We start from the raw sequence: 24,048 nt of genomic DNA, 5'->3' as shown, positions 1-24,048 counted from the left end.
GGTTCGCGGTGCTTCTGGTTCTGAAGCATTGTGCTCAGCTTAGTGGATTTCTCCTTGCTGACCACTCGGCCTTGCGTCAGGATTCCCACCCTCTCCACCCGCGATCGAAAAATCATGAATCGTCAAAAGAAGCTGCAGCAGTTGTTCAAGGAAAAGGCCAAAAAGGCCAACGCCAAACTGGCGCCGAAAAAGCCCAAATACATCTGCAAGGCCGATCGCCTGAAGCTGGAAGCCGAAGCTGCGCAGGCGCCGGTCGAGAACATCGAAAGCTGAGTCAGGCTGTCTGCCGGGACGTCAGCCAGGTCATCAGCGCCGCCAGCACCAACAATGCCGCGCTGGCGAAAAAGGTCAGCCGATAACCGCTGCCGTCGAACAGCAGACCGCCGACGGTAGACCCCGAAGCGATCGACAACTGCACCACCGCCACCATCAACCCACCGCCCGCTTCGGCATCGTCGGGCAGCGTGCGCGCCAGCCACGACCACCAGCCGACCGGCGCGGCGGTCGCGATCAATCCCCACAAGCCCAGCAACACGAACGCTGCGATCACCGAGCTGCCCAGCCCGATCAGCGCCACGGCAACCATCGCCATCAACAGCGGGATGACGATCAGCACGCGATACAGGCCTTGCTTGAGCACCGACCCGATGACCACGGTGCCGATGAACCCGGCCACACCAATGACCAGCAGAATCATCGACAGCACCGAAACGTCGACCCGGGTAACAGTTTCGAGAAACGGTCGCAGATAGGTGAACAGCACGAACTGGCCCATGAAGAACAGCCCGGCGCCGAACATGCCCAACGCCACCCGGCGACTTTTGAACAAGGCGAAAACATTGCCAGTATCCGCCTTGCGCGGCGCAGCGGGGAGCGCGGGCAGGCTGATCCACTGCCAGAGCAGCGCAATCAGCGCCACCGGTATCAGGCAGAAAAACGCCCCGCGCCAGCCAATCACACTGCCGAGATAACTGCCCAACGGCGCCGCCACCACCGTGGCCAAAGCATTACCGCCGTTAAAAATCGCCAGAGCCTTGGGCACGCTGGCGGACGGCACCAGACGCATGGCCAGCGCCGCCGACATCGACCAGAAGCCGCCGATCACCACGCCGATCAGTGCGCGGCCGATCATGTACACCGTGTAGTTGGGCGCCAGAGCGACCACCAGCCCCGAGGCGCACATCAGCGCCGTCAACAGCAACAATAGGCTCTTGCGATCCATGGAGCCGGCGAGCCTGGTGATCGTCAGACTGGTCAGCACTGCGAAGGCGCCGGAAATGGCGATGCCGTAGCCGGCCAGGCCTTCGCTGATGTGCAAATCCGTTGCCATCGGCGTGAGCAGACTGACCGGCATGAATTCGGAAGCGATCAGCGCGAAGACACATAAGGTCATCGCGAACACGCCGCTCCAGTACGCCGGTTGCTCGCCAGCCGTGGACGTGCCCATGGACTGGGCTGTCGGGTTATCAATTACTTGGGCCGTCATGAAGAACCTGCTTTGGAGGAGAATCGGGCGCGGCATGTCTGCCGCGCTACTCAGGCTGCAAAGCTTGACGGATTGGGCTTAACTTGATTAGTAACCGTAATCTTCATGTGCTTTTGAGAAAAATTCAGCAATGAGCAACGCCAAAGTCAACGACCTCCAGGCCTTTCTGGCGGTGGCGCAAGAGCAGAGTTTCACCAAAGCCGCCGCGCGCTTCGGCGTTACGCCGTCAGCGCTGAGCCACACAGTTCGCGCGCTGGAGCAGCGCCTGGGCATTCGCTTGCTCGCCCGCACTACGCGCAACGTCTCACCGACCGAGGCCGGCGAGCGCCTGATGCGTTCGATTGCGCCACTGTTCGAGCAGATCAGCGCCGAACTCGAAGCCCTAGGTGAACTGCGCGACAAGCCCAGCGGTACTATCCGGATTTCCTGCACGGACGATCAGATCGAGTTGTGCATCCGGCCGATGCTTGCCGGATTTCTGAAGGACTACCCGGACATCACGTTGGAGTTCTACGTCGATTATGGCTTCACCAATGTGGTCAAGGAGCGCTTCGACGCCGGCATTCGTCTGGGCGAGTCGATCAGCAAAGACATGATCGCCGTGCGTATCGGCCCGGACTGGCGCCTGGCCGTGGTCGCCTCGCCCGATTACTTCGCCCGCCACCCGCCCCCCGCCACGCCTCATCAGTTGATGGAGCACACCTGCATCAATATCCGCCATCAACCGGCTGGCGCGATTTACGCCTGGGAGTTTGCGCATCAGGGTCAGGACTTCAGCGTGAAGGTCGACGGGCAACTGGTGTTCAACAGCATCATGCATGTGCTCAATGCCGCCGTGGATGGTATCGGCGTAGCGTACGTGCCCGAGCAGTTGGTCGCGCCGTATCTAGCGAATGGACGACTGGTGGAAGTGTTGAGCGACTGGTGCCCGGCGTTTCAGGGGTATCACCTGTATTACCCCAACCGACGCCAGGGATCGGCAGCGTTCGCGGCGTTTGTCGAAGCGTTGAAATACAATCACTGACATAACAAATCACCTAAGCCAAACACCGATTCCCTGTGGGAGCGAGCCTGCTCGCGAAGGCGCCAGATCAGTTACATCCGCGTTGAATGACACACCGCTTTCGCGAGCAAGCTCGCTCCCACGGTGGTTCGGGGCAAACCCACGATCTCCATCCCAAACAAAACATCTGTGGGAGCGAGCCTGCTCGCGAAGGCGCCAGATCAGATACATCCGCGTTGAATGACACACCGCTTTCGCGAGCAAGCTCGCTCCCACAGGTCCAGCGGCATCGCGATACCCTGGCACCACGCGATCTGAATTTTTCCGCCAATCTGCCCCCTAAAACCCTGAGCGGTCGATACACGTCCGCCGATGCAAGGAGGGTCAGTACGCATGTCGGAAAATCAGGCGCCATCGCCGCGCAACTCCCACGAATCAACCCAAGCGCTATTGAGCCGCTTGCTCATGGCGCGCGGGCCCGGTGGTCAGGAGGACGAAGTCCGGGCGATCTGCCTGGAAGAACTGCAGCGCCATTGCGATGAGGTCCGGACCGACCGGGCCGGCAATGTCATCGGCCTGCTCAGGGGCGGCGAACCCGATCCCGATGGCCAGCACGCCGTGCGCATCATGGGCCACATGGATGAGATCGCCATGGTGGTCAAACGCGTCGAGCCGGACGGCACCTTGCGGGTGGTGGCGTTGGGTGGGGCGAACCCGGTGAATTTCGGTGTGTGCCCGGTGGATATTCTCGGCGATGCGCAAACTTTGCCGGGCGTGCTGTCGTTCGGTTCGATGCACGCTACGGCAGGCTCGCCGCAGGGCCAGGATGTAATGAGTGGCGCGGTGGAATGGAAGGACGTGCATATCATCACCCGTCATGATCCGCAAGCTCTGCAAGACATGGGCGTGCGCCCCGGCACTCGGGTTGTGCTCAGCCAGCATTGGCGCACGCCGTTCCGGGTGGGCGATGCCACCGCTGCGCATTTTCTCGATGACCGCGCGCCTGTCGTCGCCATGCTCTTGGCCGCTGAGCAACTGAAGCACAGCACCACCGAATTGCGGCATGACACCTATTTCGTCTTCACCACCCTCGAAGAAGAAAGCAACGCAGGCGCGATGTACGCGGCCGCGCACCTGCCCGGTGATACCACAATTGCCGTGGAAGTAGGCCCGGTGATGAGCGAGTACGCAACGCGATTGAGCGTCGACCCGATCATCGATACCGGCGACCAGAAAGGCTATTACTCGCGCGGCGTGGTCATGGCTTTGGCCGATGCGGCCAAGCGTTGCGGTTTCAACCCGCAGTTCGCCCTGCTGGTGGATTTCGCCTCGGATGCCAGCGCGGTTATGAGCTCGGGAATCAGCGCCCAGGCCGGATGCATCGCAATCCCGACCGAGAACACCCATGGGTTCGAACTAGTGGTCGACGGCGCGATCGAAGCGTGCGCGCAGACGTTGGTGGAATATCTGCAGGGTGTGCAGAACGAGGTATCGACTTGATTCGAGCGCAAAAAAAGAGAGGCCCATTACAGGCCTCCCTTATCTCTCAGCGTCAAGACGTACCCAGCCCCTGCGACAGATCCGAAGAAGACGGCCGCGCCGGATCCGGTCTGGTCTCACCCTCGGTCTGCTCAGTGGTCCGGGTCACCGTGTCGCGCACGGCTTCGTACCCTTCCTGAGCTTTTTGCTTGGCTTTGTCGACCATGCCAGCACTGGTCCGGCCCATGTAGCGCTGCTCGGTAGAAGTGGTCGGCAACGCCGCGCCGAGCAACGCACCGAGCGCAACTCCAGCGGCAGCCACCATCAGCGGTTGCTCTTTAAGCAGGTGACTGAACTGCTGGCCGAGGACTTGCGAATTGCGCGACAAGCGGTCACCGGCGTCATGCATCGCATGGCTGAGGTTTTCCTTCGCCGCACCGACGTTTTCACCGAGGTGGCTGGCCTTACCTTTCAGCGACTGGTAGCCCCCCTTCAGAGAGTCGGTGGTCGAGTGCAGGTGCTCGCGCGCACTGTCGATGCCGTCCGTCAAACCATCGGCCCAAGCGCCGGCCTTGTCCTGATCCGGCCCACTGCGATAGGTCGGTTGCGGCACCGGCGGGCGATTCTGGCTGATCATCAGCCAGAGCAGGCCCACCGATGTCAGCACTGCCGGCACCGGGTTGTTGCGCACGCTGGTGCCGAGGTTGGTGAAGAACGTCGAGCCGTTGCTCTGCATCATGCCCCAGGCCTGATCGATCATCTGCCCGGGAGTGAACTTGCTTTCCAGTTGATCAACGATGTTGCCAATGCTCGCGCGTTGCGCATCGATCTCACGCTCGATCTGCTCCGGGCTTTTTTCGGCTTCGATATCCAGTTCGCTTTTCATGAGACTTTCCTCCGCAGCGCTTCCTGATCCTTGTTCAAGGCGTCGAGGGTGCGATCAGGTTTGAAGTGAGATGGCTCGAATTGCTTTTTCCCGGATTGCAGCATGGCGAAGCCGATGATCATCACCACCACGCCGACGATCAGCGCGGCCAGCCATGGCGCCATGAACATGCTCAGGCCATAGACCGCCGACATCAGCAGAATGATGAAGCCCGCGAGGAATACGATCGCACCGCCGGCAACGGCAGCGATTCCGGCTTTCAACGTCGTGAGACTGTTCTGCAGTTCGGCTTTGGCCAGAGCCAGTTCCTTGGTGAACAGCGCCGGCACTTCGCGCGACAGTTGCCGCAACAAACCGACCACCGAAGCGTCATCCGTTTGGCCGAGGGGTCTTGCCCCGCTCAGATCAGATTCATCTCTGTTCATCACAGTTCTCCTTTGGCGTCGGGTGCATGCGGTACGGAAGCCGCCGCGAAATCAGAGGGGTGATCATGCTCACTGGGTGACGTCGGGGTGATGCCTGTGGCAAGTCCCGGATTAGGCTGTGTTGATGATGGCATTGACGATTCATAAGGTCGCTGAGCGCCGTAATCGGCTGGCGGTGGCGTCGATGTCGAGCCTGCTGCCGGATCATGTTCGGCGCTGACCGTTGCCGCCGCAGCCGTTCCCGCCTTGAGAAACCGCGACAGGCCGAAACCGATGGCAATGCTGCCAGCAATGAACAAGCCCGGATTGTTGCGCGCCAGATCCGCCGCATCGTGCAATAACTGCTCGGCACTCTTGCCGCGCAGATTGCCCGCCAGGCCGGTCATGGAATCGGCCATGTCGGTCAGGTAGTCGGACATGCCCAGGGTGTCCTTGTCCTGCAGTTCCGAGACGAAGCTTTTCGCACCTTGCGCCAAGGCTTCGATCTGCTCGGCCGCTGTGTCGCGATACTGACCGAATTGCGCATCGGCCTGTTGCCGCGCGCCGCCAAGTGCTTCGCTGACGTTGTCTTTCAAATGGTCAAAACCCTGCTCAGGCTTGCCGTTTGGATCGCCTGACTCAAACCCTGCCCTGCTGTCTGAAGTATTCATGTCGCCCCTCGCCTTCTCACTGAAAACGGAAAAACGGGACTACACGGCAAGAATGCCTCGAGCCCCCACATAGAAGAGGACGGAGCAGCTGGCGCGAGAGTTCAAAGAGGTTGATGAGCGTGCAGCGTCAGGCTTGAATGACCGACGAAAGGTTGCGCCTGGCAGGATTGGGTTGAGCTTCTGCGCCCGTCTGCGGTCAAGACAAGGCACAAGGGTTAGTCCTGATGATGGCAGTGAAACCCGCAACGCCGCCGATAGATGGCAGAATCCCCACACCCTGATCACTTCGGAGACCGCAATGCTTCGCCTGTTCGAACAAAGGCTCGACCCCTTCCCACCCGATGAGGCGCCGCCACCGCCAGTCGGCCTGATGCGTTTTCTGTGGGCCTGCACCCGGGGCGCGCGCGGCTACATTCTCGCCTTTGCCCTGCTCAGCGCCAGCGTGTCGATCTACGAGGCATGGCTGTTTTCCTTCCTCGGGCAAGTGCTGGATCTGCTCTCGACCTGGAAAGCCGGCGGTGCCGCGAGCAGCGAAGAAAGCCGCGTGCTGTGGGGCATCGGCATTGTGCTGGTGGTCAGCATTGGGCTGGTGGCGCTGCGCACGATGGTCCAGCACCAGATCCTCGCGATCAACTTGCCGTTGCGCCTGCGCTGGGACTTCCACCGGTTGATGCTGCGGCAGAGCCTGTCGTTCTTCTCCGATGAATTCTCCGGCCGGGTCACCACCAAAGTCATGCAAACCGCGTTGTCGGTGCGCGAGGTGTTGTTCACCCTGATCGAAATCCTTCCCGGCATCGGCGTGTACTTCATCGCGATCATCGCGCTGGCCGGTGGCTTTGCGCTGAAGCTGATGCTGCCGTTTCTGGCGTGGATCGTTCTGTTCGGGCTGGCGATGGTGTATTTCGTGCCGCGTCTGGGCAAGGTCGGCCAGGAACAGGCCGATGCACGCTCGTCGATGACCGGGCGGATCGCCGACGCCTACACCAACATCACCACGGTCAAACTGTTCTCGCACTCCAAGCGTGAAGCGCACTTTGCCCGTGCGGCGATGGAAGATTTCAAACTCACCGGGTTCCGCCAGATGCGTCTGGTCAGCCAGTTCGAGATCGTCAATCAGGCGCTGGTAGTCGCGTTGATTCTCGGCGCTGGCGGTTATGCGTTGTGGTTGTGGCACCAGGGCGAAGTCGGCACCGGCGCCGTCGCGGCGATCACTGCGATGGCGTTGCGCATCAATGGCATGTCGCACTGGATCATGTGGCAGATGACCTCGCTGTTCGAAAACATCGGCACCGTGCAGGACGGCATGGCCACCCTGACCAGCGGCCCGAAAGTCCAGGACGCGCCGGACGCCAAGGTGCTGGAGCCTGCCGGCGGCGAAGTGGTTTTCGACAATGTCAGCTTCAATTACAACGGCGAGCGCCAGGTGCTCGACGGCCTGACGCTGCACATTCGCCCCGGCGAAAAAATCGGTCTGGTTGGCCGCTCCGGTGCGGGCAAATCGACGCTGATCAACCTGCTGCTGCGTTTCTATGACGTCGATCGCGGCGAGATTCGCATCGATGGCCAGAACATCGCCAAGGTGACGCAGGACAGCCTGCGCAGTGTGATCGGCATGGTCACTCAGGACACGTCGCTGCTGCACCGTTCGATCCGCGACAACATCGCTTACGGTCGCCCGGACGCCACCGACGAGGACATTCACCGCGCCGCGGTAAACGCCCAGGCCGATGGGTTCATCAGCCAGTTGAGCGACAAGCAGGGCCACAGCGGCTACGACACGCTGGTCGGTGAGCGCGGCATCAAGCTCTCCGGCGGCCAGCGCCAACGCATCGCCATCGCCCGGGTGATGCTGAAGAACGCGCCGATCCTGCTGCTCGACGAAGCCACCAGCGCGCTGGACTCCGAAGTCGAAGTGGCGATCCAGGAAAGCCTCGATGAAATGATGCAGGGCAAAACCGTCATCGCCATCGCCCACCGCTTGTCGACCATTGCAGCAATGGACCGGCTGATCGTCATGGACGAAGGCCGCATCATCGAACAAGGCACCCACGCGCAATTGCTCGAGAAGAACGGCACCTATGCGCGGTTGTGGCAGCACCAGAGTGGCGGGTTCCTCGGTGAGGATCGCGGTTTGGTTGAGGTGATGGAGGAATAAGTGGATGAAGGGTCGAAGCGTTCGCTTCGACCCTTTATGAAATCGGCTACACGCCGAAAGGGCCGCCAGCATCCACCGGAAGCTTGACACGAAACACGGTTCCGCTTGACCCATCAGAACTCACCTCAATCGAGCCCGCATGTGAGGCGACGATTTCCGAGGCGATAAACAGGCCAAGCCCAAGTCCAGCGACGGGCCCGTGATCCACCACGGAGCGCTGAGAGAAACGCCCCATCGGGTTGAAAATGAACGGCAGTACATCCTCCGGGATCGGCTCACCGCCGTTGTGCACCGTAAAGACCGCACCCTCCTCCAACGCCTGCAACTCGACCGTGACCGGAAACTGATTGTCGCCGTGGGTCACCGCATTGCTGATGATGTTGGAAAAGACCTGCTCCATCCTGGCGCCATCGAACGCTCCCATCACCGGTTCCTTCGCATCGAACAGAACGTTGGCCTGCGGATGAAAGGCGCGGATTTCCTCGACAACCCGCTCGCACAACGGATTGAGATCGATCTGGACTTTTTTCACCGGAATCCCCGGTCCCATCTGGCAGCGCGTCAGATCCAGCAGGTCGCCAACGATCTGAGTGGCCCGCTGCACGCTGGCATAAATCTGCCTGGCCACTTTGCCGGTACGGGGGTCGACGTTTTTGGTACGCCGCAACATATCCGCGCCGAGCAGAATCGCCCCCAACGGCGTGCGCAAGTCATGGCCGAGAATCCCCAGAAACACGTTGCGCGAAGCCTCGACGGCGCGTGAATAGCTGGCAATCGACTCAGCCAGTGCCTGATCGATCGCTTCGTGGAAACGCGTCATGTCGTCGACATTCACCGATTTGCCATCCTTGACCTGACGCAGCCATTGGCTCAGCACACTGGTACGCAGCGCGCGGTATTCGGAAACCATCTGGTCAATGGTGAAACCGGCCATCAATCGCGTCACGGCATGGGTTTCCGCAGCCGTTTCCTCATCGTCGCGCGGCGCCTGGCCATGAGCCTTGGCCAGTTGCTCGCTGACCGTCTGCCGGGTGCGCAGATCGATGACGATGGCGCGCAACATCTGCTCGGCGTGATCGCGCAGCGCGGCGTTATCGAGTTCCGCGCCAGGTGTCTCGATGGTGCGGGCGAAATCTTCCCAGGCCTGCAGGATCGGCTCTAGGTTTTCGAGAATGAAATCTGGCAGGCGCATGGCTGTAATCCGCAAAGGGAATCCATCGGCGCCAGCGAGTCAGCCGGCGCAGATATCGGAAAGGGCAATTCAGGAGTACAGAACGTACGGCTGACGTTATGCAGACTACCACCAAAGCGCTGGGCTAACGCAGCTCGTCGGGGAGGCTCGGCCGGCGTGTTTTCCGGCGATCCGCACGGATTGAAAGCGGACATTCGTCACAAGCGAAGCTCAATCAGCAACAGCCGCTTGTGACGAAAGCCACCAGGGCACTTAGCTACCTGTACTTGAGCTGCTGTCCGGAACGCCAAAGTCGCCACCCGGAAAAGCACCACCCTCAATGTGGTAGACCTTCGGTTCTGCGGAAAAATAATCCTCCAGCCCCAGCATGAACCGCTGGTGGTCTTCACTCTCCTCAAACCCCGGAGAGTGATCCTCAAGCGACCGCCAGCGCACGATCAAATTGAATTGCTCGGGCGTTTCGATACCCTGCGCCAGCAAGTGGCCGCCGTATCCCTTGGCGCGCGTGAGCAACGGTTCTACTTCGGCAAATGCGCGTCGGAAGGCTTCAGTCTGTTGCGGGTGGACGGGCAGCACAGCGATCTCGTAAACCATGATGGTTCTCCAAAATGAACGGGGTTAGACGATGAGCGAAGGCTCGACGGCGATGGCGATTTTTCCTATGAGTCCGTTGTTGGCGCTCTCCAGCCGAGCGTGGGCAAGTGGGATGTCCGCTAATGAGTAGACGGCGCCAACATGGGGCCGCAGCTGACCGCGTTCGACCAGTGCACTCAACTCATCGAGCTTGCCACGGTTCTGCCGGGTAAAAACGAAGTGATAGCTGGCGTTCTTGCCCCAGGCCTGGACGAGGTTTTGTGGCTGCGCGATGTCGACGATCGAGACGACGCGGCCAAGCTGGGCGAGCACGTCGGCGCTGCGGGCCAGGGTATCGCCGCCGATGGTGTCGAACACCACATCGACGCCGTGGCCAGCGGTTTCGCGCATGATCGCTTCGACGTAATCCTCTTGGGTGTAATCGATGACCACATCGGCGCCAAGGCTGCGGACGAACTCGGCGTTGGCCTCACGCACGGTCGTAAAGACTCTGGCGCCCATGGCTTTCGCCACCTGAATCGCCACATGGCCGACACCGCCGGCGCCGCCGTGGATCAGAATGCTTTCGCCGACGCGAAGCACGGCGCGCACGGTCAGCGCTTCCCACACCGTACCGCCGACCAGGCTCAGACTGGCCGCCTCGAGGTGGCTCAGCGAGGGAGGCTTCCTGGCGATGATGCTCTCGGCCGCCACGTGGTACTCGGCATAACTGCCCTGCCCGTCGAATATCTGCGGGGTGTACCAGACTTCGTCGCCCGGCGCGAAGGCGCTGACGCCGGGCCCGACAGCTTCAACCACGCCCGATACATCGTGCCCGGTGATGGCCGGCAGGGGTACCAGATCGGGATAGTCACCGCGCCGCACCTGGTAATCCAGCGGATTGATGGAAGTGGCGTGCACTCGGACCAGCACATGGCCCGCTTGCGGACCCGGTTTGGCAACGTCGCTGAGTTCGAACGAATCAGGACCGCCGAAGGATTTCAGAATCATCGCTTTCATGGCAAAACCTCGTATCGATAAAGAGGGATATCGAGAATTCTCGATATCCTGCGGTAAAAAAATTTACAGCTCTTTCCCTATGATCTCTGCAAGCGCGCTGATAGCTGCCTCATTGCGTTTGTAGTAGGTCCATTGACCGATGCGCCGCACTTCAACCAGCCCCACTCGCTGCAACGTGGCCAGATAACTCGACACCGTCGACTGCGACAGGCCGATGCCTTCCTGGATGCTGCTGACGCAGACGCCCTCAACAAGCACGTCACCCTCATCCTGCGGGGGGAAGTTCTTGACGGGATCCTTCAGGCCTTCAAGGATCTTGAGGCGCGTCGGGTTCGAGAGGGCTTTGAAGATTTCGATCAGTTCCATGCGCCGAGGATATCGAGATTCTTAGATATGTCAATGCGGGGTATTGAGGCCATTCGCAGTCGGCGACGGGCGGCAGGACATCAGGATCTGCGACCCGTCCGCCCTACTCACCATGTGCTTCCCGGACTCATTCGTTAGCCATGTTTCACGAGATTCAATGCTGGCAACGGTCCGCCCGGGAATTGCGCAAGCACGCCCTGCTGCACACCGCCCAGATCGATGCCGTAAAAACCCAATCGGTCTATGAGCTCTGCAACCCTGGCTTTGCTGGCCGCTTCCTCACCGGAATAAAACAGCACACGCTTGCCCCCCTCGGTGGTGGGATCGGTCAGCAGAGCCGCGAGCAAATGGTTGAAGGCCTTGACCACGTGCGCGCCGGGCAGCATCTGCGCCACCACTTGCGAAGACGGCTGGCCCCCCAGATCGAACGGTTTGAACAATGGCGCCTCGATCGGGTTATTGGCGTCGATCACGATGCGCCCGTCCCAAGGCCCGAGATCGCGCACGGCATCCGGGATTTTCGACCAGTTCACCGCCAGAAAGACGATGTCCGCCTGACTCGCCTGCTGAGCAGTTACGGCTTGCGCGAGTGGGCCCAATTCACCGACCAGATCGGCAAGGCTCTGCGGTCCGCGGCTGTTGGCCAGGCTGACCGGCAGGCCGGCGTTGACGAGCAAGCGAGCGATAGCGGTGCCGATCGAGCCAGTACCAATGATGCTGATGTTCATGTCTCTTTCCTCAAGTAGTTGGTGAGGCCATGAGACGCTTTTTGATCTTCTACCAGTAGTGGAAGCCGCCTAGAATCACTTTCAATCATTCATTGAAGGTGCGCAGATGGAAACCTTAGGCAATTTGCTCTCATTCGTGCGCAGCGCCGAGGCGGGAAGTTTCTCTGCAGCCGCGCGGCGCCTGGGCTTGACGCCCGCGGCGGTCAGTCGCAACGTCGCGCAACTGGAGGCCAACCTCGGCGTACGCCTGTTTCAGCGCAGTACGCGAAAACTCACGCTGACCGAGGCAGGAGAGCGCTTTCTGGCTAACGTCGGATCGGGACTGGAAAGTGTTCAAGCGGCGATCGCCGACGTGGCAGGCAACGCGGGAGAGCCTTCCGGCATCCTGCGTCTGAATGCGTCACCGGGTTTCGCCCGGGATTTTCTACTGCCGCTGATGCCCGAATTTCTCAAGCGATACCCTTCGGTAACTCCTGAGTGGCACCTCGACAATCGTCAGGTCGATCTCATCGCGGATGGATTTGATGCGGCCATCGGCGGCGGCATCGAGTTGGCTCAGGGCGTAGTTGCCAGAGCCATCGCTCCGGCGCATCTGATTCTGGTGGCTTCGAAGGAATATCTCTCGGGACACAAGCGCATCCGGCGCATTGAAGAGTTGTCGACGCTGGATCACCTGGCCATGCGCTCGGTACAGACCGGCAAGGTGCGCAACTGGATGCTGCAAGGGCCCGAGGGGCAACGAGCGCCATTGGAGTTGACGCCGCGCCTGTTGGTCAACGATCCGCAAGCGCTGTGTCAGTGCTCGCGGCTGGGATTGGGCGTTGCGCTGTTGGCGGTTCCGGACGTGCTGGCTTTTCTGCAGGACGGTACGCTGGAAAGGGTATTGCCGGGGTGGCATGTCGACGCGGGGCAGATCCATTTGTACTTCCCCAGCCAGAAACTGCTGCCGGCGAAAACCCGGGCATTTGTGGATTTCCTGGTCGCTGAGGCTCGAGAGAATGGGTGGATGACTCGGCTCGATGCTCGGGCTTAGGGGGGAAGTTATACGACCTCTAAAACCAACGCAGCACCGCAACCGAGCGCTTTACCAAGCCTTTCAAGCTTGCCGCCCCTGCTCGATTACGGTACAAATCGGGCAGTTGTACGACAACATAATAAAAACCTGAGCCACCCCGAGTGTGGCTATCACTTTTGAGATCTGCCATGTCCCGCCCTGAATTTGCGCCAACCGTACCGCCGCCCTTCCCCCGCTATCTCGCCGTGATCATTCTGTTGTGTATGGGTTGTGCGTTCGCCGGCAACCATGTGGCAGCACGGGTGGCTTTTGATGATGGCGCTGGGGTGTTGCTGGCGATCCTGATGCGTTCCGGCGGGACCCTGCTGGTGCTCGCCATTCTCGTACTGTGGCAACGGCAAAGTCTGCGCCTGCCAGCGGGCGCCTGGCGCTGGCAATTGTCGTTGGGCCTGCTGATTACCGCGCAGAGCCTGTGTCTGTACTCCGCTGTCGCACGGGTCCCGGTCGCTTTGGCGCTGCTGGTAGCCAACGTATTTCCGATCCTGCTCGCCTTGCTGACCTGGGCGCTGGGCGGCCCGCGACCAAGCGCGCGCACCGCCATGTTGATGGGCTTGATCCTTGTTGGGCTGGTGTTCGTACTGGACGTTCCCGGACGTCTATCAGACAGCGCCAGCGTCGGCCCGGAATGGCTGCTGGGCGTCGCACTCGCGTTCTGCGCCGCCAGCGTATTCGCCTGCGCGCTGTGGATCACCGATCACAAGCTGTCGCAAGTGCGCGGCTCGGTGCGCAGCCTGCTGACCATCTTCATCGTCTTCAGCAGCGTCAACCTGGCCGGACTGACCGGCGCCCTCCCCGGCGGACTCAACCTCCCCGCCACCTCAACCGGCTGGCTGGCCCTCGCCACGCTAGTCGTGCTTTATGGCACCGGTTTCATCGTGCTGTTTATCTCCGTACCGCGACTGGACATGCCGCGCAACGCACCGGTGATGAATATCGAGCCACTGGCGACATTGTTGATGGGCTGGATTGTGCTGGATCAGATGCTCAGCAGGGGGCAGATCGTAGGTGGCGTGATTGTGGTGAGCGGGATTGTTTTGCTGACGTATCGGAAGTCGGCGGTGAAGGTTGAGGCGAAAGCTGAGGTTTGAGGGGTTGTGGTGGCTGGACTCTTGGTTGGTGAGTCCTGCTTATCGCCGCCAGCTCGATACCGGATCAGGAGACTCGCTCCAATCAGGGTGGTTGCATCACAAGGCACGCCACTTACCAACTACCGTACGGGATGCCGAACTTGTCGATATACCGCTTGGCCTTTTCACTTACCGGATAGGCATAGCGTCCTTGGTTCTTCCCTTGGCCAGGCCCCAACGGCTCAATCTCAGCCTTGGCTCTGGCTACTTTGACGGGACGGTGGCAGGAATCGCGCACAAACACCTGCACCACGCCTCCGGGAGCCAGTCCCAGATAAATGGAGGCGCTATAGCTGGCTTGTTCATCCGGAGTTTCGGGACATCTTTGATTCACCGATGCCCACATCAGCTGTCTGGCTTCTTCCGGTACGTCTATCCAGACCCGATATGTCTGTGATTCAGCGATAGATTGCCAGCGCACATAAATGCGCTTGGGCAAGTCGGCACCAATCACCGGTTTTGCAGCAGCGCCAACCGCATGCCAGCCTCGCGCAGACTCTTCACCGGTTTCCGGCTCACCGCCCGCTGCTGTTCCTGATCCGGTGCGCCTGAATAGCTTGCCGTTGATGTCTTCAACGGCGCTGTCTTCTACCCATACCTTCATGTAGTAGGGTTCGGTGAATGCGAGCTCCCATGAACCCGATTTGGGGTCGGAACCGGCGGACAGCGGAGCAGCGGATTGGCAGCCTGACATAAACAGTGCAAGCAAGATGGTCACGAAAATCTTCATTACCAAAGCGTCCAGTCAGGTACGTGTGGATGTTGCACTCGGATGGAGTCTTGAGTTGGTGCGTTGATATACACAGCTTTTATTCCGCTTCCGTCTGCTCGTCCTAATGGATGGTTCCAGTTGGCGGATGTGTGAATGTATTTCAATTTCAGCAACTCGTTCTCCTGCGGCGTGACGCTGTAGTTTCCAGCCAGAAATCTATCGCACATGGCTTGTAGCTCTGCCGGAATCGTTAAATCAGGAGTATCTGGAATGTCGTTGAAGCGAGCACCCTTTTCTTTAGCCAAGCGATGCATCAGCCGCAGATAAACCCTGGACAGCATGCCGCTCACCGGGCGCTTGAGCTGAAGAGCAGCGTAAACGCGCTTTTGATTACGACTGAGCCGATCTTGTGGTTCATCAGGGATGAATGAGGCTTCAGGCGTTACTATTTCCAGCATATCTTTAGGCCAACCTTTGGCCACCCATCGGCTTTGTGCATCAAGTGCATCGCGATAGATTGACGTCGCTTTGACGTCGGTTTTTAAGGACACAACGAGCGTTTGCATGGGGCTTACCAGTACACACTCTTGGGCGCTCTCGAGATAGCCTCCGCCGATATCCGAATGTACCCCGGGTAGCGTAATTTCCAAATGATCAGCTTTGACACGACTCAGCGCGAAGTTAGCCCTGCATTCATCGCGCGCTGATAGTTGGACGACATCGGTAAAGAAACGACGGTCGAGATAGAGTTTTATGCCGGTCGCGATTGGGCTATTGATGTTTCCGAGATTGGACCAACCAGCTATCGATGGGACTGTGTCGAACAAGCCAATGAAGCCTATGTCGATGTCGCCTTGGTATTGGTCGTTGAATTTTGGACTGAAAGCCCGTGGAAGGTTTCTTAGAATAGTGCCAAGTGGGCCGCGGCTAGTGCGGACGACCTCATTGGCAAAATGGCGCGCAGCAGCCGCGCCACGACTGAAGCCAAACACATCAAATTTCAAAGATGTGATTTCACTGCCTGGATTATCGATCAGAGCTCGGCTGATCGCTTGTTGAATGCTCGGGAATGAGGATTCGACTCTGTTGGCTACACCGGTTTCTCCCCGACCAGTGCCTGCACCGAACTTGCTGTCTTCTTCGCCTGACCGCGTTCCGATACCCTCGACATAAACAACGCGAGAAGTGGTCTTCTGAGTGCCCTCTCCTATTGCCTCAGGCATGGCGTCGTACAGGTCGCTCAGCTTTTTTACATTGCTTACATCGTTACCATAACTACTGTCCGGATCACTCATGTAAGGCATACAGCTAGCTGGAATATCCTCCGGCGCAATCGGATGCTGAGCACCACACAACAACCCCGCAGCAGAGTTGTTCGCATTGTTGCCCGTGCCATCAAAGAACACCCCAATCCTCAACGCGATGCCAATCTTCTCGGGCTCACGCGCAGGTTCTTTCCCATGCTTCTCATACTCGGCCCAGCGCTGGGCGTGTATGTCGACGGGTTTGGCTTGTTCGTAGCGGTAGTTTTTCGGCGGGTTTGGAACGTAGCCACTCAATCCTTGATTCCTTGTTCTGATCCTTGAAGAACGGCCCGAAGGGTGACAGTCGAGGCCGGGTGGTGCAAGCCGTGGCGGTGTGCCAGCCATGGCGCGGCTATGGGTAGCGACGAGGCTTTGCACTCGTCGCGTTGCGGGTTATTTGGCTATTTCGACTTTATCCAAAGCCTGGTTCACGGCGATTTCGCCGAGCATGACGACCTGGGCGATGCCCAGCAGGGTTTTGCGGCGCGGGTTGTCGAGCAGCGCGGCGAAGTCGTAGAGCATGGTGGTGGCCGAGCCCAGGGATTCGCTGGCGTTGGCGAGCAGGGATTCGGTGTCGTATTTCGGGTTGGCGAGGAACATCTGTTCCGGAGTGTTGGTGCTGGCCAGTATGTCCGCCGGGCCGAGGTAGTGATCGAGGGCGCGCTCGGCGGCTTCGTGGAGTTTTTTCGAGGCGCTGGATTCGTAGGGGGATGCGGGGTCGGTGGTTGGCGGATTGGGTGTGACTTTGAACATGGTGAAACTCCTGATTATTCGTCTGGCGCTGCCAACATCACTTGCAGATGATGGGTGGCAGCTGTGTGCGGGTCTGCAAGACCGGGAAATCAGGAACCCGGCAGACCCGAAGGTCTCCCGCACAAAGCCGCCATTGAGCACACGAACGGGTGTCCTTTGGCAGGGCTATGCGACTGATTTCCGACGGGCTTGCAGACCCGATCACTGATGAGCAGTGACAGGAATCAAGTTACGGAGGGAACGGCAGACGCACAAGCCGGCGGATTCTGGCGTAGTCGTAGGGAATGGCGCAAGGCGTTGTAGCCATTTGCTTAAGGCTGGAGTTACTGTTTAAACGGGCTGTGGGTTTTCTGTTTATGTGGCGGTGAATGGGCTGGCGTCATCGCGAGCAGGCTCACTCCTACAAGGGATTGGGGCTAGTCCAACATCATTGGTGTTTGGGCAACTGAAGTCCTCTGCCGCTAGTCACCCTTGGGCCTTCAAAACCTCACTCAAAAACCCAAGTGCTCGATGAAACACAGGGTGGCAATCGTCATACGGCAAGTCATCGAGCGGGGCCCAGAAAAAATCGAAAACATGCCCATCATCATCCAGTGTCTGGTGAGACCATCGTTCGGGCAGTGGCTCAAGCACCGCGCAAAGTTGGAACGACCAGACCTGTCCTTGGTGGCCAGACTCCCAGCATCCCAAATCCTGCGCGATTGTCGCGTCGTCTATGCCGGACTCTTCCGCCAGCTCTCGCAAGGCGGCCTGAGCGAGTGTTTCTCCGCGCTCGATGGATCCTTTCACCAGTTGCACCCCAGCCTGCGGATGACGGAACAAAAGAATCCTGGGACGCTGCGCTAAACAAAGTACGACTGAACAGGCCTTATCGGGATGCATAGCGATTTCCTTATCGGTAGTAAAACGATCAACCGCGAAATGCGGCATCAACCCCGCGTCAACTTCGGCCAGATCTCGAGCCATCTCTTGGACTGCACGCGCTCCACAAACATCGCGTATTTATCATTTTCAAATCGGGCGGTTGGCCGCACTTTCAGCGCGAACAGATCCTCAAGCCCCAACGGTGCCAAAACCTCTATTTCGTCATTCTGGCCAAGCCTGACCCCGACTGCCGTCGCAGTTTCAGGCCAAAACGTCATTGCATCGGCAGCTGCCCCATAAGGCGCATCGGCGTTGCGCTGGTGCATGCGTGCCTGGTTCTTTACCGACCAGTTCACGCCGCTACACAGCGTCGCAAGCTCGGCTTCCAAGGCTGAGTCCGTTTGCGCCTTGGAACGGGTTTCGTCGAACCAGATGACATCAACGTCATCGGGCAATGGCGAGGGATCGCGTTGATGCAAATGATCCCAAACCAGACTGCGCACAAACCCGGCGGCAACCCAGCTGTCCGGCAAGTCCAGATCACTGACTGTGCGCAGGATGTGCATCCGGACGGGATCCCGGGTGATCAGATCCCGCAGTTGCGCTTCCAGATTCAATTTGTTCAATCCATTGCTTTAGGTTGCGAGAGCCTATCAGAGGTCTCGGATCAGAGCTCGTCGGCGCGTGCGTTGCTTGGACTCACTGACAAAAAAGCCCGGTTCGATACTCGGGTAGCTTCGTTGTTGATCACGCAGATACAAAACACCGCAACCCAAACACCACCCGGGCCCCGCTCGGCTCATTGCGCTCGGCCCACAACCGTCCGCCGTGACTTTCAATGATCGTGCGGCAGATCGACAGGCCCATGCCCAGCCCGGTGGATTTGGTGGTGTAGAACGCCGTGAACACCTGCTCTGCCTGTTCGCAGGCGAAGCCCGGACCTGAATCGCTCACGCTGATTTGCACGTTGTCGCCTAACGCTTCACTGCGAATCAGCAGGCGCCGCTGCCCTTCTTCCATGTTCGCCATGGCTTCGAGGCTGTTGATGATCAGGTTAAGCAACACCTGTTGCAGCTCGACGCGGTCGGCCAACACGAGAGGCAACTCTGCTGCCAGCTGAATGCTTACCTCGGCGCCGTGTCTGGCCGCTTCACCACGGCTGAAACCAACCATATCTTCAATCAGCACATTGAGGCTGACGGGCAGGCGCTGCGGTGGGGCTTTGTGGATCAGCGCGCGGATGCGTCCGAGCACATCGGCTGCGCGGTTGCCGTCGAGAATGATGTGCCGCAGGCCCTGCTCGACCTCGTCGATATTCGGGGGAGACGCACTGAGCCAGCGTAGCGCAGCATTGGCATTGGTTACCGTGGCGGCAATCGGCTGGTTGACTTCGTGAGCGATCGACGCGGCCAACTGGCCCATGGTTGACACGCGATTGGCATGGGCCAGTTCCGTTTGCACCTGGCGATAACGGCGCTCGGCTTCGCGCACCTGTTCTTCTGCCTGCTTGCGCTCGCTGATGTCCAGCACGAAGGCCAGGCCCTGCTGCTGACTCGCTTCGAACGCAGCCAGACCGACAATCACCGGCAGCCGACTGCCGTCCTTGCGGATGTATTCCTTTTCGAATGGCTGGGCGCGACCGGTGCGGATGGCGGTTGCGAGTGCGGCGTCGCTGTTGGCGCGCATCGACGGCGGGGTCATGTCGCGCCAATGAACGAGACCCGATAGCAGCTCATCCCGGGCGTAACCGACCATGCGCAGGAACGCGTCGTTGGCCTCGATGATCTTCCCCTCCACGCTCCACACGATGATGCCAATGATGTTGGCATCGACCAGCCGACGGATCTTCGCTTCGCGCTCGGCGACGTCGCGATACAGGCGCGCGTTGTCCAGCGAGATCGCTGCCTGCGACGCCACCAACCGAAGTACGGCGAGGCGCGCCGGGCTGAATACCCCGGCAGACAGGTTGTTTTCCAGATACAACGCCCCGGCCACCCGCGCCTGATTCATCAATGGCAGGCACAGAATCGAGCGCGCGCCACGCTGATGTATGTATGGATCGGCGGCGAACACCGGGTCGGCGACAGCGTTGTCCAGGCACAGGTTGGCGCCGGTGCGCAGCGTCTGGTAGAGCACCGATTCGGCCAGCGCCACTGCGTGCAGCGGCTCGTTGCACAGCTGCGTGGCTCCGTCGCCGATCCGGGTTTGCGCGGCGATATACGGTGTGTCGGCATCGAGCAGGACCAGCAAGCCATGTTCAGCGCCTGCCTGCTCGATCGCGATGCGCATCACCGTCTCGATCAAACGGTCGAGGACGATTTCGCCGGAGACGGCTTGCGAGACCTTGAGCACCGTCGCCAGATCCAGGTGTTCAACCGCCGTGAAGAGGGTGGTGGTCGGCTCGGGCTGGGTGACTTCGGAGCGCAGAAAACGATGTTTGCGATCCAGCTCCCGCACCTTGCCATCGGCGCCCCAACGAAGATAGGCGTAGCGCGCATCGCGCAGGTAGACACGGGCTATCTTGGCCAGACCGCGAGCACTGTAGAACCGCGCGGCGAGTTCGTTGGCCAGGGCTTCGATATGGAGCAAACCATTGTCTTGGGCCAACTGAATGGCCTGCTCGTACTGCAACTCGGCCTCGAGCAACTGCCCGGTGACGCGTGCCATTTCCGCGCCGACCAGGGCCACCTGACTGGCGAAGGTTTCCGCACACAAGCGCGCCCAAGTCTGCAATTGCGCATGGTGCTGGCCCAGGCGCTGCAACGCATCGGCATGGGTATCGTCGTGCGCCGTCAAGGTCAGCGCCGCATAAAAATGGTATTCGGCCTCCTCGAAAAACGCCGAAATCGCCCACAACAGTCCCTGCGCCTGTGCCGCGCACTCAGCGGCCGCCGCGTAATCCCCCGCCAGGTAGCGCGCCTGCAACTTGCGCACCCAGTACTTGCCGCGCGCCAGCGCCAGATCCGCCGAGCTGGCCAGATGCATCTCGACAGCTGTTTCGTCGAATCCTTCATCGTTGAAACAGCCAAACTGCGGCGTCTGTCCGCGCAGCATGCGGATCAGCGCCAACTGGCAGCGCATGAAATCCGCCACCAGCCCGAAACCGACCTTCTGTGCATAGGCCAGCCCTGCTTCAGCCTGAGCCTGCACCTCGGGCAGCGGCTCGCCGATATACAGCAGATCGGAAATCAGGCTGTTTCCGGCAAACGCTGCATATGGCAGATCTCCGCTGCGATGGGCCGCGTTGAGTGCACGGTGCAACAGCTCACGGCACTCGCGCACTGGCCGCATCCAGCGCACCACGAAAATCGAAAAGCACAGGTAGGTGCTCGCCTCATAACGCGTCAGGCCACGTCGATCGACCAAATCGCAGCCCAAGCGGCCAAACCGGTAGCCGGCGGCATAATCGCCAAACCGCGGGCCGGCCACTCTTCCGAAGTTGGCGTAAAGCAAACAGGAGGCATCGCAGTTGCCATACAGCAGGCTGAGGCTGACTGCCTTGCAGATGGTCAGGCTGGCGAGGTTCAAGTCCGATTGCACGGCCGGTGCGAAGAGTTTTCCGAGGACGTCAAGGGTCACCCGCGCGGCGGGATCCTCCATCAGCGGCAAGTCGATCATCTGCTCGATAGTGCGCCCGCGCAGGTTCGTCCACACGTGCTCATATTCGTCGCGCACCTGGGCATCGTCCGGATGCGCCGACCAATCGATGCCGACCTGGCGCAGATAGGCCAGACACACCGCCACCGCACGGTCACTGCGATCGAGCAGCAGATAGACATCCATTTGCAGGCACGCCACCGCCGCGCGCTCGACGGTGGTCACGGCGCGGTCGGCCAATGCCGCCAGGCGCGTGTCGGCGAGCGCCAGTTGGCCGGTGAGGAATTCGCATTCGGCGCGGTTCAGTTCCAGGGCGAAACCCAGTTCATGCCGACTGTCGTAGCCCTGCTCCCCCAACAACTCCGCCCCGGCGCCCAGGTAGGTCAGCGCCGAGGTGTAGGCGGTCGAGGCCTTGGCGCGCTGACCAGCGAGCAGGTTGAATTCGGCGAGTTGCTCACGTTCGGCGCGCAGGCTGATCAAATGCGCACCACGATTGAGCTGGCCGACGATTTCGAAAATGGCCTCTTCGCGCCGCTCACCCTGGGTCTGCAGCGCCAACAGCCGACCGATGCGCAGGTGCATTTGCGCCCGTTCGGTCTCAGCGATCAGCGAATACGCCGCTTCATGGATGCGGTCATGCACAAACGCGCAGGCGCCGTCCTGACGCTCGACCAGCTCCAGACGCACGGCCGGCCACAACGCCGCGTGAACGCGAGGCACCGGTAAATCCAGAACGGTGGCCAGTGTGTCGACTCGCGCGACATTACCCAGGCAGGCCAGTTGTTGCAGGGCCTGGCGGGTTTCCAGCGGTAGCCGCGCCAGCTTGCCGACCATCAGTTCGACAACGTTGTCGGTGTAGCCTTTGGCATTGATCAAATGCACATCCCAGCGCCAGCGATTACGCGCAGGCTCGTAGGTCAACAGCTTTTCCTCGGCCAGGGCATGCAGAAACTGAATGACGAAGAACGGATTGCCGGCGGTCTTGTCCAGCACCAGCCGCGCCAACGCGACGATGCTCGCCGGCGGGCAGCGCAGCGACTCGCTGATCAGTTGTTCGATGTGCGCGCCAGCCAGCGGCGCCAGACGAATTTCGGCAATCTGCACGCCGGCATGGCGCAAGGTGTTGAGGGTGCGGCTGAGTGGGTGATCGCGATCCACCTCGTTGTCGCGATAGGCGCCGACCAGCAGCAGATGAGGAATCTCGGCACGGGTCAGACAGTCTTCGAGCAGATCGAGGGTCGCCGCGTCGAGCCACTGCAGGTCGTCAAGGAATAGTGCCAGCGGGTGCTCGGCCTGGGCGAACACGCCAATAAAGCGCTGCAAAACCTGTAAAAACCGCTGCTGCGCCTGTTGCGGTTCCAGCTCTGGTACCGGCGCGGGCTCTCCGATAATCAGCTTGAGCTCGGGGATCAGATCAGTGATCAACCGCGCATTGGGTTCAAGCGCCTGCAACAACGCCTCACGCCAGCCAGCAAGCACTTCGCTGCGCTTGCCCAAAAGGGTGCGCACCAGGCCCTGAAAGGCCTGGACCAGTGTCGAATACGGTACGTCGCGCTGATACTGGTCGAACTTGCCGGCGGCGAACAAGCCACGGGTCGGCACCAACACTTTGTGCAATTCACTGACCACCGACGACTTGCCAATGCCTGAATAACCCGAAACCAGCACCAACGCCGGAGCGCCGGTTTGCACCACGCTGGCGAACGCATTGATCAGCGTTTGTACCTCCTGTTCGCGGCCGTAGAGTTTCTCTGGAATCAGCAAGCGTTCCAACGCGCCCTGCTGGTTCAGCGTAAACGCCTCGATGTGCCGACCCCGGCGCCAGTCGTCGAGGCAGCGACGCAAGTCATGCTCGACGCCGGCTGCGGTCTGATAGCGTTCCTCGGCGGTCTTGGCCAGCAGCTTCATGACCACCCGCGAAAGCATCGTCGGCACCGTTGCCACTCTTTCACACGCTGGCATCGGCAGCCGCGCGATGTGGCAATGCACCCACTCCATCGGGTCATTGGCGCTGAACGGCAACGAGCCGGTGAGCATCTGGTAAAGCGTGACGCCAAAGGCATACAGATCGCTACGCGAATCGATCGAGCGATTCATCCGCCCGGTTTGTTCCGGGGCCATGTAGGCCAGGCTGCCGGCGATGGTCTCCGGCGGCGTGGGCGCTTGCCGTTCGCGTGGCAAGCGAGAAGCCAGGCCGAAGCCCGTTAACCGCGCCAGCCCATCCTGGCAATGAACGAAAATGTGCTGCGGTTTGACGTCCTTGTGCACCAGACCGCGCTGGTGCATGTGGCCCAGCGCCTTGGCGATATTCGCGCCCATCACCAGGCAGGTTTCGATATCCAGCGGTGCCACCAGCAATCGCGACATCGGCTCGCCGCCCGGATCGTCGAACAGCAGACGGACCCGCGTGCCCGCGCGCTCGAAAGCTTTCGGCTGCAAAGCCCAGGCAGGATCGAGGTCTTCCTTGAGGCTGTATTCGTGCGCCAGTCGGTCGAGGGTCGCCGGTAATGGCTGACCCAGCGCCGGACGCATCGCCAATACGCTGCCCTCTCCCGACCCGCGCTCACGGGAAAGTACCCGCTCGCCGTCGTCCCACAAAATCTGTTTTTTGCTGGTCATCTGCGTCGACACTGCTCATGATTTTTTTCTGCCG

General features: G+C 60.2%; 21 protein-coding genes. 6 read left to right on the top strand and 15 right to left on the bottom strand.

Going from position 1 to position 24,048, the window contains the following annotated elements; translation table 11 throughout:
- The first annotated feature begins 114 nt into the window (after nucleotides 1-114).
- On the top strand, nucleotides 115-273 hold the full coding sequence (locus AC0Z4S_RS00755; protein WP_253500921.1) for a DUF2986 domain-containing protein: 159 nt from the start codon (nucleotides 115-117) through the stop codon (nucleotides 271-273).
- Nucleotide 274: 1 nt separating this feature from the next.
- Here AC0Z4S_RS00755 and AC0Z4S_RS00750 read toward each other — a convergent pair whose 3' ends face one another.
- Nucleotides 275-1,486 carry an MFS transporter gene (locus tag AC0Z4S_RS00750; protein WP_485621656.1) on the bottom strand — a complete coding sequence of 404 codons (1,212 nt, stop codon included), beginning with the start codon at nucleotides 1,484-1,486 and terminating at the stop codon, nucleotides 275-277.
- A gap of 130 nt (nucleotides 1,487-1,616) precedes the next feature.
- Here AC0Z4S_RS00750 and AC0Z4S_RS00745 point away from each other — a divergent pair, with 130 nt between their 5' ends.
- Nucleotides 1,617-2,510, top strand: a complete 894-nt coding sequence (locus AC0Z4S_RS00745) for a LysR family transcriptional regulator (protein ID WP_485621655.1) — start codon at nucleotides 1,617-1,619, stop codon at nucleotides 2,508-2,510.
- A gap of 372 nt (nucleotides 2,511-2,882) precedes the next feature.
- Nucleotides 2,883-3,989, top strand: a complete 1,107-nt coding sequence (locus AC0Z4S_RS00740) for a M28 family peptidase (protein WP_485621654.1) — start codon at nucleotides 2,883-2,885, stop codon at nucleotides 3,987-3,989.
- 52 nt (nucleotides 3,990-4,041) lie between these two features.
- Here AC0Z4S_RS00740 and AC0Z4S_RS00735 read toward each other — a convergent pair whose 3' ends face one another.
- Genes AC0Z4S_RS00735 through AC0Z4S_RS00725 form a run of 3 tightly spaced genes read right to left on the bottom strand, consistent with a single transcriptional unit; the run spans nucleotide 4,042 to nucleotide 5,929 of the window.
- A complete protein-coding gene (locus tag AC0Z4S_RS00735) occupies nucleotides 4,042-4,854 on the bottom strand; it encodes a DUF3618 domain-containing protein (protein ID WP_485621653.1) in 813 nt (270 codons plus the stop codon).
- Complete coding sequence (locus AC0Z4S_RS00730) at nucleotides 4,851-5,279, bottom strand: phage holin family protein (protein ID WP_253500917.1); 429 nt, start codon at nucleotides 5,277-5,279, stop codon at nucleotides 4,851-4,853. Before AC0Z4S_RS00730 ends, AC0Z4S_RS00735 begins: the two co-directional genes overlap by 4 nt.
- On the bottom strand, nucleotides 5,279-5,929 hold the full coding sequence (locus tag AC0Z4S_RS00725; RefSeq protein ID WP_253500916.1) for a hypothetical protein: 651 nt from the start codon (nucleotides 5,927-5,929) through the stop codon (nucleotides 5,279-5,281). Before AC0Z4S_RS00725 ends, AC0Z4S_RS00730 begins: the two co-directional genes overlap by 1 nt.
- 298 nt (nucleotides 5,930-6,227) lie before the next feature.
- Here AC0Z4S_RS00725 and AC0Z4S_RS00720 point away from each other — a divergent pair, with 298 nt between their 5' ends.
- Entirely contained in the window at nucleotides 6,228-8,084 is a 1,857-nt protein-coding gene (locus tag AC0Z4S_RS00720) for an ABC transporter ATP-binding protein (RefSeq protein WP_485621652.1), read from the top strand.
- Between the two features lie 46 nt (nucleotides 8,085-8,130).
- On the opposite strand, the gene AC0Z4S_RS00715 is transcribed toward AC0Z4S_RS00720, so the two are convergent.
- The 5 genes from AC0Z4S_RS00715 to AC0Z4S_RS00695 form a co-directional block, all read right to left on the bottom strand.
- A complete protein-coding gene (locus AC0Z4S_RS00715) occupies nucleotides 8,131-9,276 on the bottom strand; it encodes an ATP-binding protein (RefSeq protein ID WP_485621651.1) in 1,146 nt (381 codons plus the stop codon).
- A gap of 252 nt (nucleotides 9,277-9,528) precedes the next feature.
- On the bottom strand, nucleotides 9,529-9,870 hold the full coding sequence (locus AC0Z4S_RS00710; protein WP_485621650.1) for an antibiotic biosynthesis monooxygenase family protein: 342 nt from the start codon (nucleotides 9,868-9,870) through the stop codon (nucleotides 9,529-9,531).
- Between the two features lie 24 nt (nucleotides 9,871-9,894).
- The gene (locus AC0Z4S_RS00705; RefSeq protein WP_485621649.1) at nucleotides 9,895-10,869 is read right to left on the bottom strand and encodes a zinc-dependent alcohol dehydrogenase family protein; all 975 of its coding nucleotides are present in this window, start codon (nucleotides 10,867-10,869) and stop codon (nucleotides 9,895-9,897) included.
- 63 nt (nucleotides 10,870-10,932) lie between these two features.
- Entirely contained in the window at nucleotides 10,933-11,235 is a 303-nt protein-coding gene (locus AC0Z4S_RS00700) for an ArsR/SmtB family transcription factor (RefSeq protein ID WP_024012559.1), read from the bottom strand.
- A gap of 134 nt (nucleotides 11,236-11,369) precedes the next feature.
- Nucleotides 11,370-11,963 (bottom strand): NADPH-dependent F420 reductase, encoded by a 594-nt coding sequence (locus tag AC0Z4S_RS00695; protein WP_485621648.1) that lies wholly within the window; start codon nucleotides 11,961-11,963, stop codon nucleotides 11,370-11,372.
- Between the two features lie 106 nt (nucleotides 11,964-12,069).
- On the opposite strand from AC0Z4S_RS00695, the gene AC0Z4S_RS00690 reads away from it, so the two are divergent.
- The gene (locus AC0Z4S_RS00690) at nucleotides 12,070-12,996 is read left to right on the top strand and encodes a LysR family transcriptional regulator (protein ID WP_485621647.1); all 927 of its coding nucleotides are present in this window, start codon (nucleotides 12,070-12,072) and stop codon (nucleotides 12,994-12,996) included.
- A gap of 170 nt (nucleotides 12,997-13,166) precedes the next feature.
- Entirely contained in the window at nucleotides 13,167-14,126 is a 960-nt protein-coding gene (locus AC0Z4S_RS00685; RefSeq protein WP_485621646.1) for an EamA family transporter, read from the top strand.
- 112 nt (nucleotides 14,127-14,238) lie between these two features.
- On the opposite strand, the gene AC0Z4S_RS00680 is transcribed toward AC0Z4S_RS00685, so the two are convergent.
- The 6 genes from AC0Z4S_RS00680 to AC0Z4S_RS00655 form a co-directional block, all read right to left on the bottom strand.
- A complete protein-coding gene (locus tag AC0Z4S_RS00680) occupies nucleotides 14,239-14,895 on the bottom strand; it encodes a DUF2931 family protein (protein ID WP_485621645.1) in 657 nt (218 codons plus the stop codon).
- Nucleotides 14,895-16,436: a phospholipase effector Tle1 domain-containing protein gene (locus AC0Z4S_RS00675; RefSeq protein WP_485621644.1), complete on the bottom strand. Its 1,542-nt coding sequence runs from the start codon at nucleotides 16,434-16,436 to the stop codon at nucleotides 14,895-14,897. Before AC0Z4S_RS00675 ends, AC0Z4S_RS00680 begins: the two co-directional genes overlap by 1 nt.
- A gap of 138 nt (nucleotides 16,437-16,574) precedes the next feature.
- Nucleotides 16,575-16,934 carry a DUF6124 family protein gene (locus AC0Z4S_RS00670; RefSeq protein ID WP_024012551.1) on the bottom strand — a complete coding sequence of 120 codons (360 nt, stop codon included), beginning with the start codon at nucleotides 16,932-16,934 and terminating at the stop codon, nucleotides 16,575-16,577.
- Between the two features lie 465 nt (nucleotides 16,935-17,399).
- Nucleotides 17,400-17,816: an NUDIX hydrolase gene (locus tag AC0Z4S_RS00665; protein WP_485622084.1), complete on the bottom strand. Its 417-nt coding sequence runs from the start codon at nucleotides 17,814-17,816 to the stop codon at nucleotides 17,400-17,402.
- A gap of 47 nt (nucleotides 17,817-17,863) precedes the next feature.
- Nucleotides 17,864-18,415 (bottom strand): nucleotidyltransferase family protein, encoded by a 552-nt coding sequence (locus AC0Z4S_RS00660; RefSeq protein WP_485621643.1) that lies wholly within the window; start codon nucleotides 18,413-18,415, stop codon nucleotides 17,864-17,866.
- 130 nt (nucleotides 18,416-18,545) lie between these two features.
- Complete coding sequence (locus AC0Z4S_RS00655; protein ID WP_485621642.1) at nucleotides 18,546-24,014, bottom strand: trifunctional serine/threonine-protein kinase/ATP-binding protein/sensor histidine kinase; 5,469 nt, start codon at nucleotides 24,012-24,014, stop codon at nucleotides 18,546-18,548.
- Between the last annotated feature and the right edge of the window lie 34 nt (nucleotides 24,015-24,048).

It is taken from the genome of Pseudomonas sp. 1L-B-1-E-C1 (assembly GCF_057291835.1).
The sequence above is the reverse complement of the archived record's forward strand: the minus strand, read 5'-3'. Positions and strand labels throughout refer to the sequence as shown.

Bases quoted from the DNA above. Each gene is read 5' to 3' on its own strand.
- AC0Z4S_RS00755 (WP_253500921.1), top strand. From the start codon at position 115: ATGAATCGTCAAAAGAAGCTGCAGCAGTTGTTCAAGGAAAAGGCCAAA.
- AC0Z4S_RS00750 (WP_485621656.1), bottom strand. From the start codon at position 1,486: ATGACGGCCCAAGTAATTGATAACCCGACAGCCCAGTCCATGGGCACG.
- AC0Z4S_RS00745 (WP_485621655.1), top strand. From the start codon at position 1,617: ATGAGCAACGCCAAAGTCAACGACCTCCAGGCCTTTCTGGCGGTGGCG.
- AC0Z4S_RS00740 (WP_485621654.1), top strand. From the start codon at position 2,883: ATGTCGGAAAATCAGGCGCCATCGCCGCGCAACTCCCACGAATCAACC.
- AC0Z4S_RS00735 (WP_485621653.1), bottom strand. From the start codon at position 4,854: ATGAAAAGCGAACTGGATATCGAAGCCGAAAAAAGCCCGGAGCAGATC.
- AC0Z4S_RS00730 (WP_253500917.1), bottom strand. From the start codon at position 5,279: ATGAACAGAGATGAATCTGATCTGAGCGGGGCAAGACCCCTCGGCCAA.
- AC0Z4S_RS00725 (WP_253500916.1), bottom strand. From the start codon at position 5,929: ATGAATACTTCAGACAGCAGGGCAGGGTTTGAGTCAGGCGATCCAAAC.
- AC0Z4S_RS00720 (WP_485621652.1), top strand. From the start codon at position 6,228: ATGCTTCGCCTGTTCGAACAAAGGCTCGACCCCTTCCCACCCGATGAG.
- AC0Z4S_RS00715 (WP_485621651.1), bottom strand. From the start codon at position 9,276: ATGCGCCTGCCAGATTTCATTCTCGAAAACCTAGAGCCGATCCTGCAG.
- AC0Z4S_RS00710 (WP_485621650.1), bottom strand. From the start codon at position 9,870: ATGGTTTACGAGATCGCTGTGCTGCCCGTCCACCCGCAACAGACTGAA.
- AC0Z4S_RS00705 (WP_485621649.1), bottom strand. From the start codon at position 10,869: ATGAAAGCGATGATTCTGAAATCCTTCGGCGGTCCTGATTCGTTCGAA.
- AC0Z4S_RS00700 (WP_024012559.1), bottom strand. From the start codon at position 11,235: ATGGAACTGATCGAAATCTTCAAAGCCCTCTCGAACCCGACGCGCCTC.
- AC0Z4S_RS00695 (WP_485621648.1), bottom strand. From the start codon at position 11,963: ATGAACATCAGCATCATTGGTACTGGCTCGATCGGCACCGCTATCGCT.
- AC0Z4S_RS00690 (WP_485621647.1), top strand. From the start codon at position 12,070: ATGGAAACCTTAGGCAATTTGCTCTCATTCGTGCGCAGCGCCGAGGCG.
- AC0Z4S_RS00685 (WP_485621646.1), top strand. From the start codon at position 13,167: ATGTCCCGCCCTGAATTTGCGCCAACCGTACCGCCGCCCTTCCCCCGC.
- AC0Z4S_RS00680 (WP_485621645.1), bottom strand. From the start codon at position 14,895: ATGAAGATTTTCGTGACCATCTTGCTTGCACTGTTTATGTCAGGCTGC.
- AC0Z4S_RS00670 (WP_024012551.1), bottom strand. From the start codon at position 16,934: ATGTTCAAAGTCACACCCAATCCGCCAACCACCGACCCCGCATCCCCC.
- AC0Z4S_RS00665 (WP_485622084.1), bottom strand. From the start codon at position 17,816: ATGCATCCCGATAAGGCCTGTTCAGTCGTACTTTGTTTAGCGCAGCGT.
- AC0Z4S_RS00655 (WP_485621642.1), bottom strand. From the start codon at position 24,014: ATGACCAGCAAAAAACAGATTTTGTGGGACGACGGCGAGCGGGTACTT.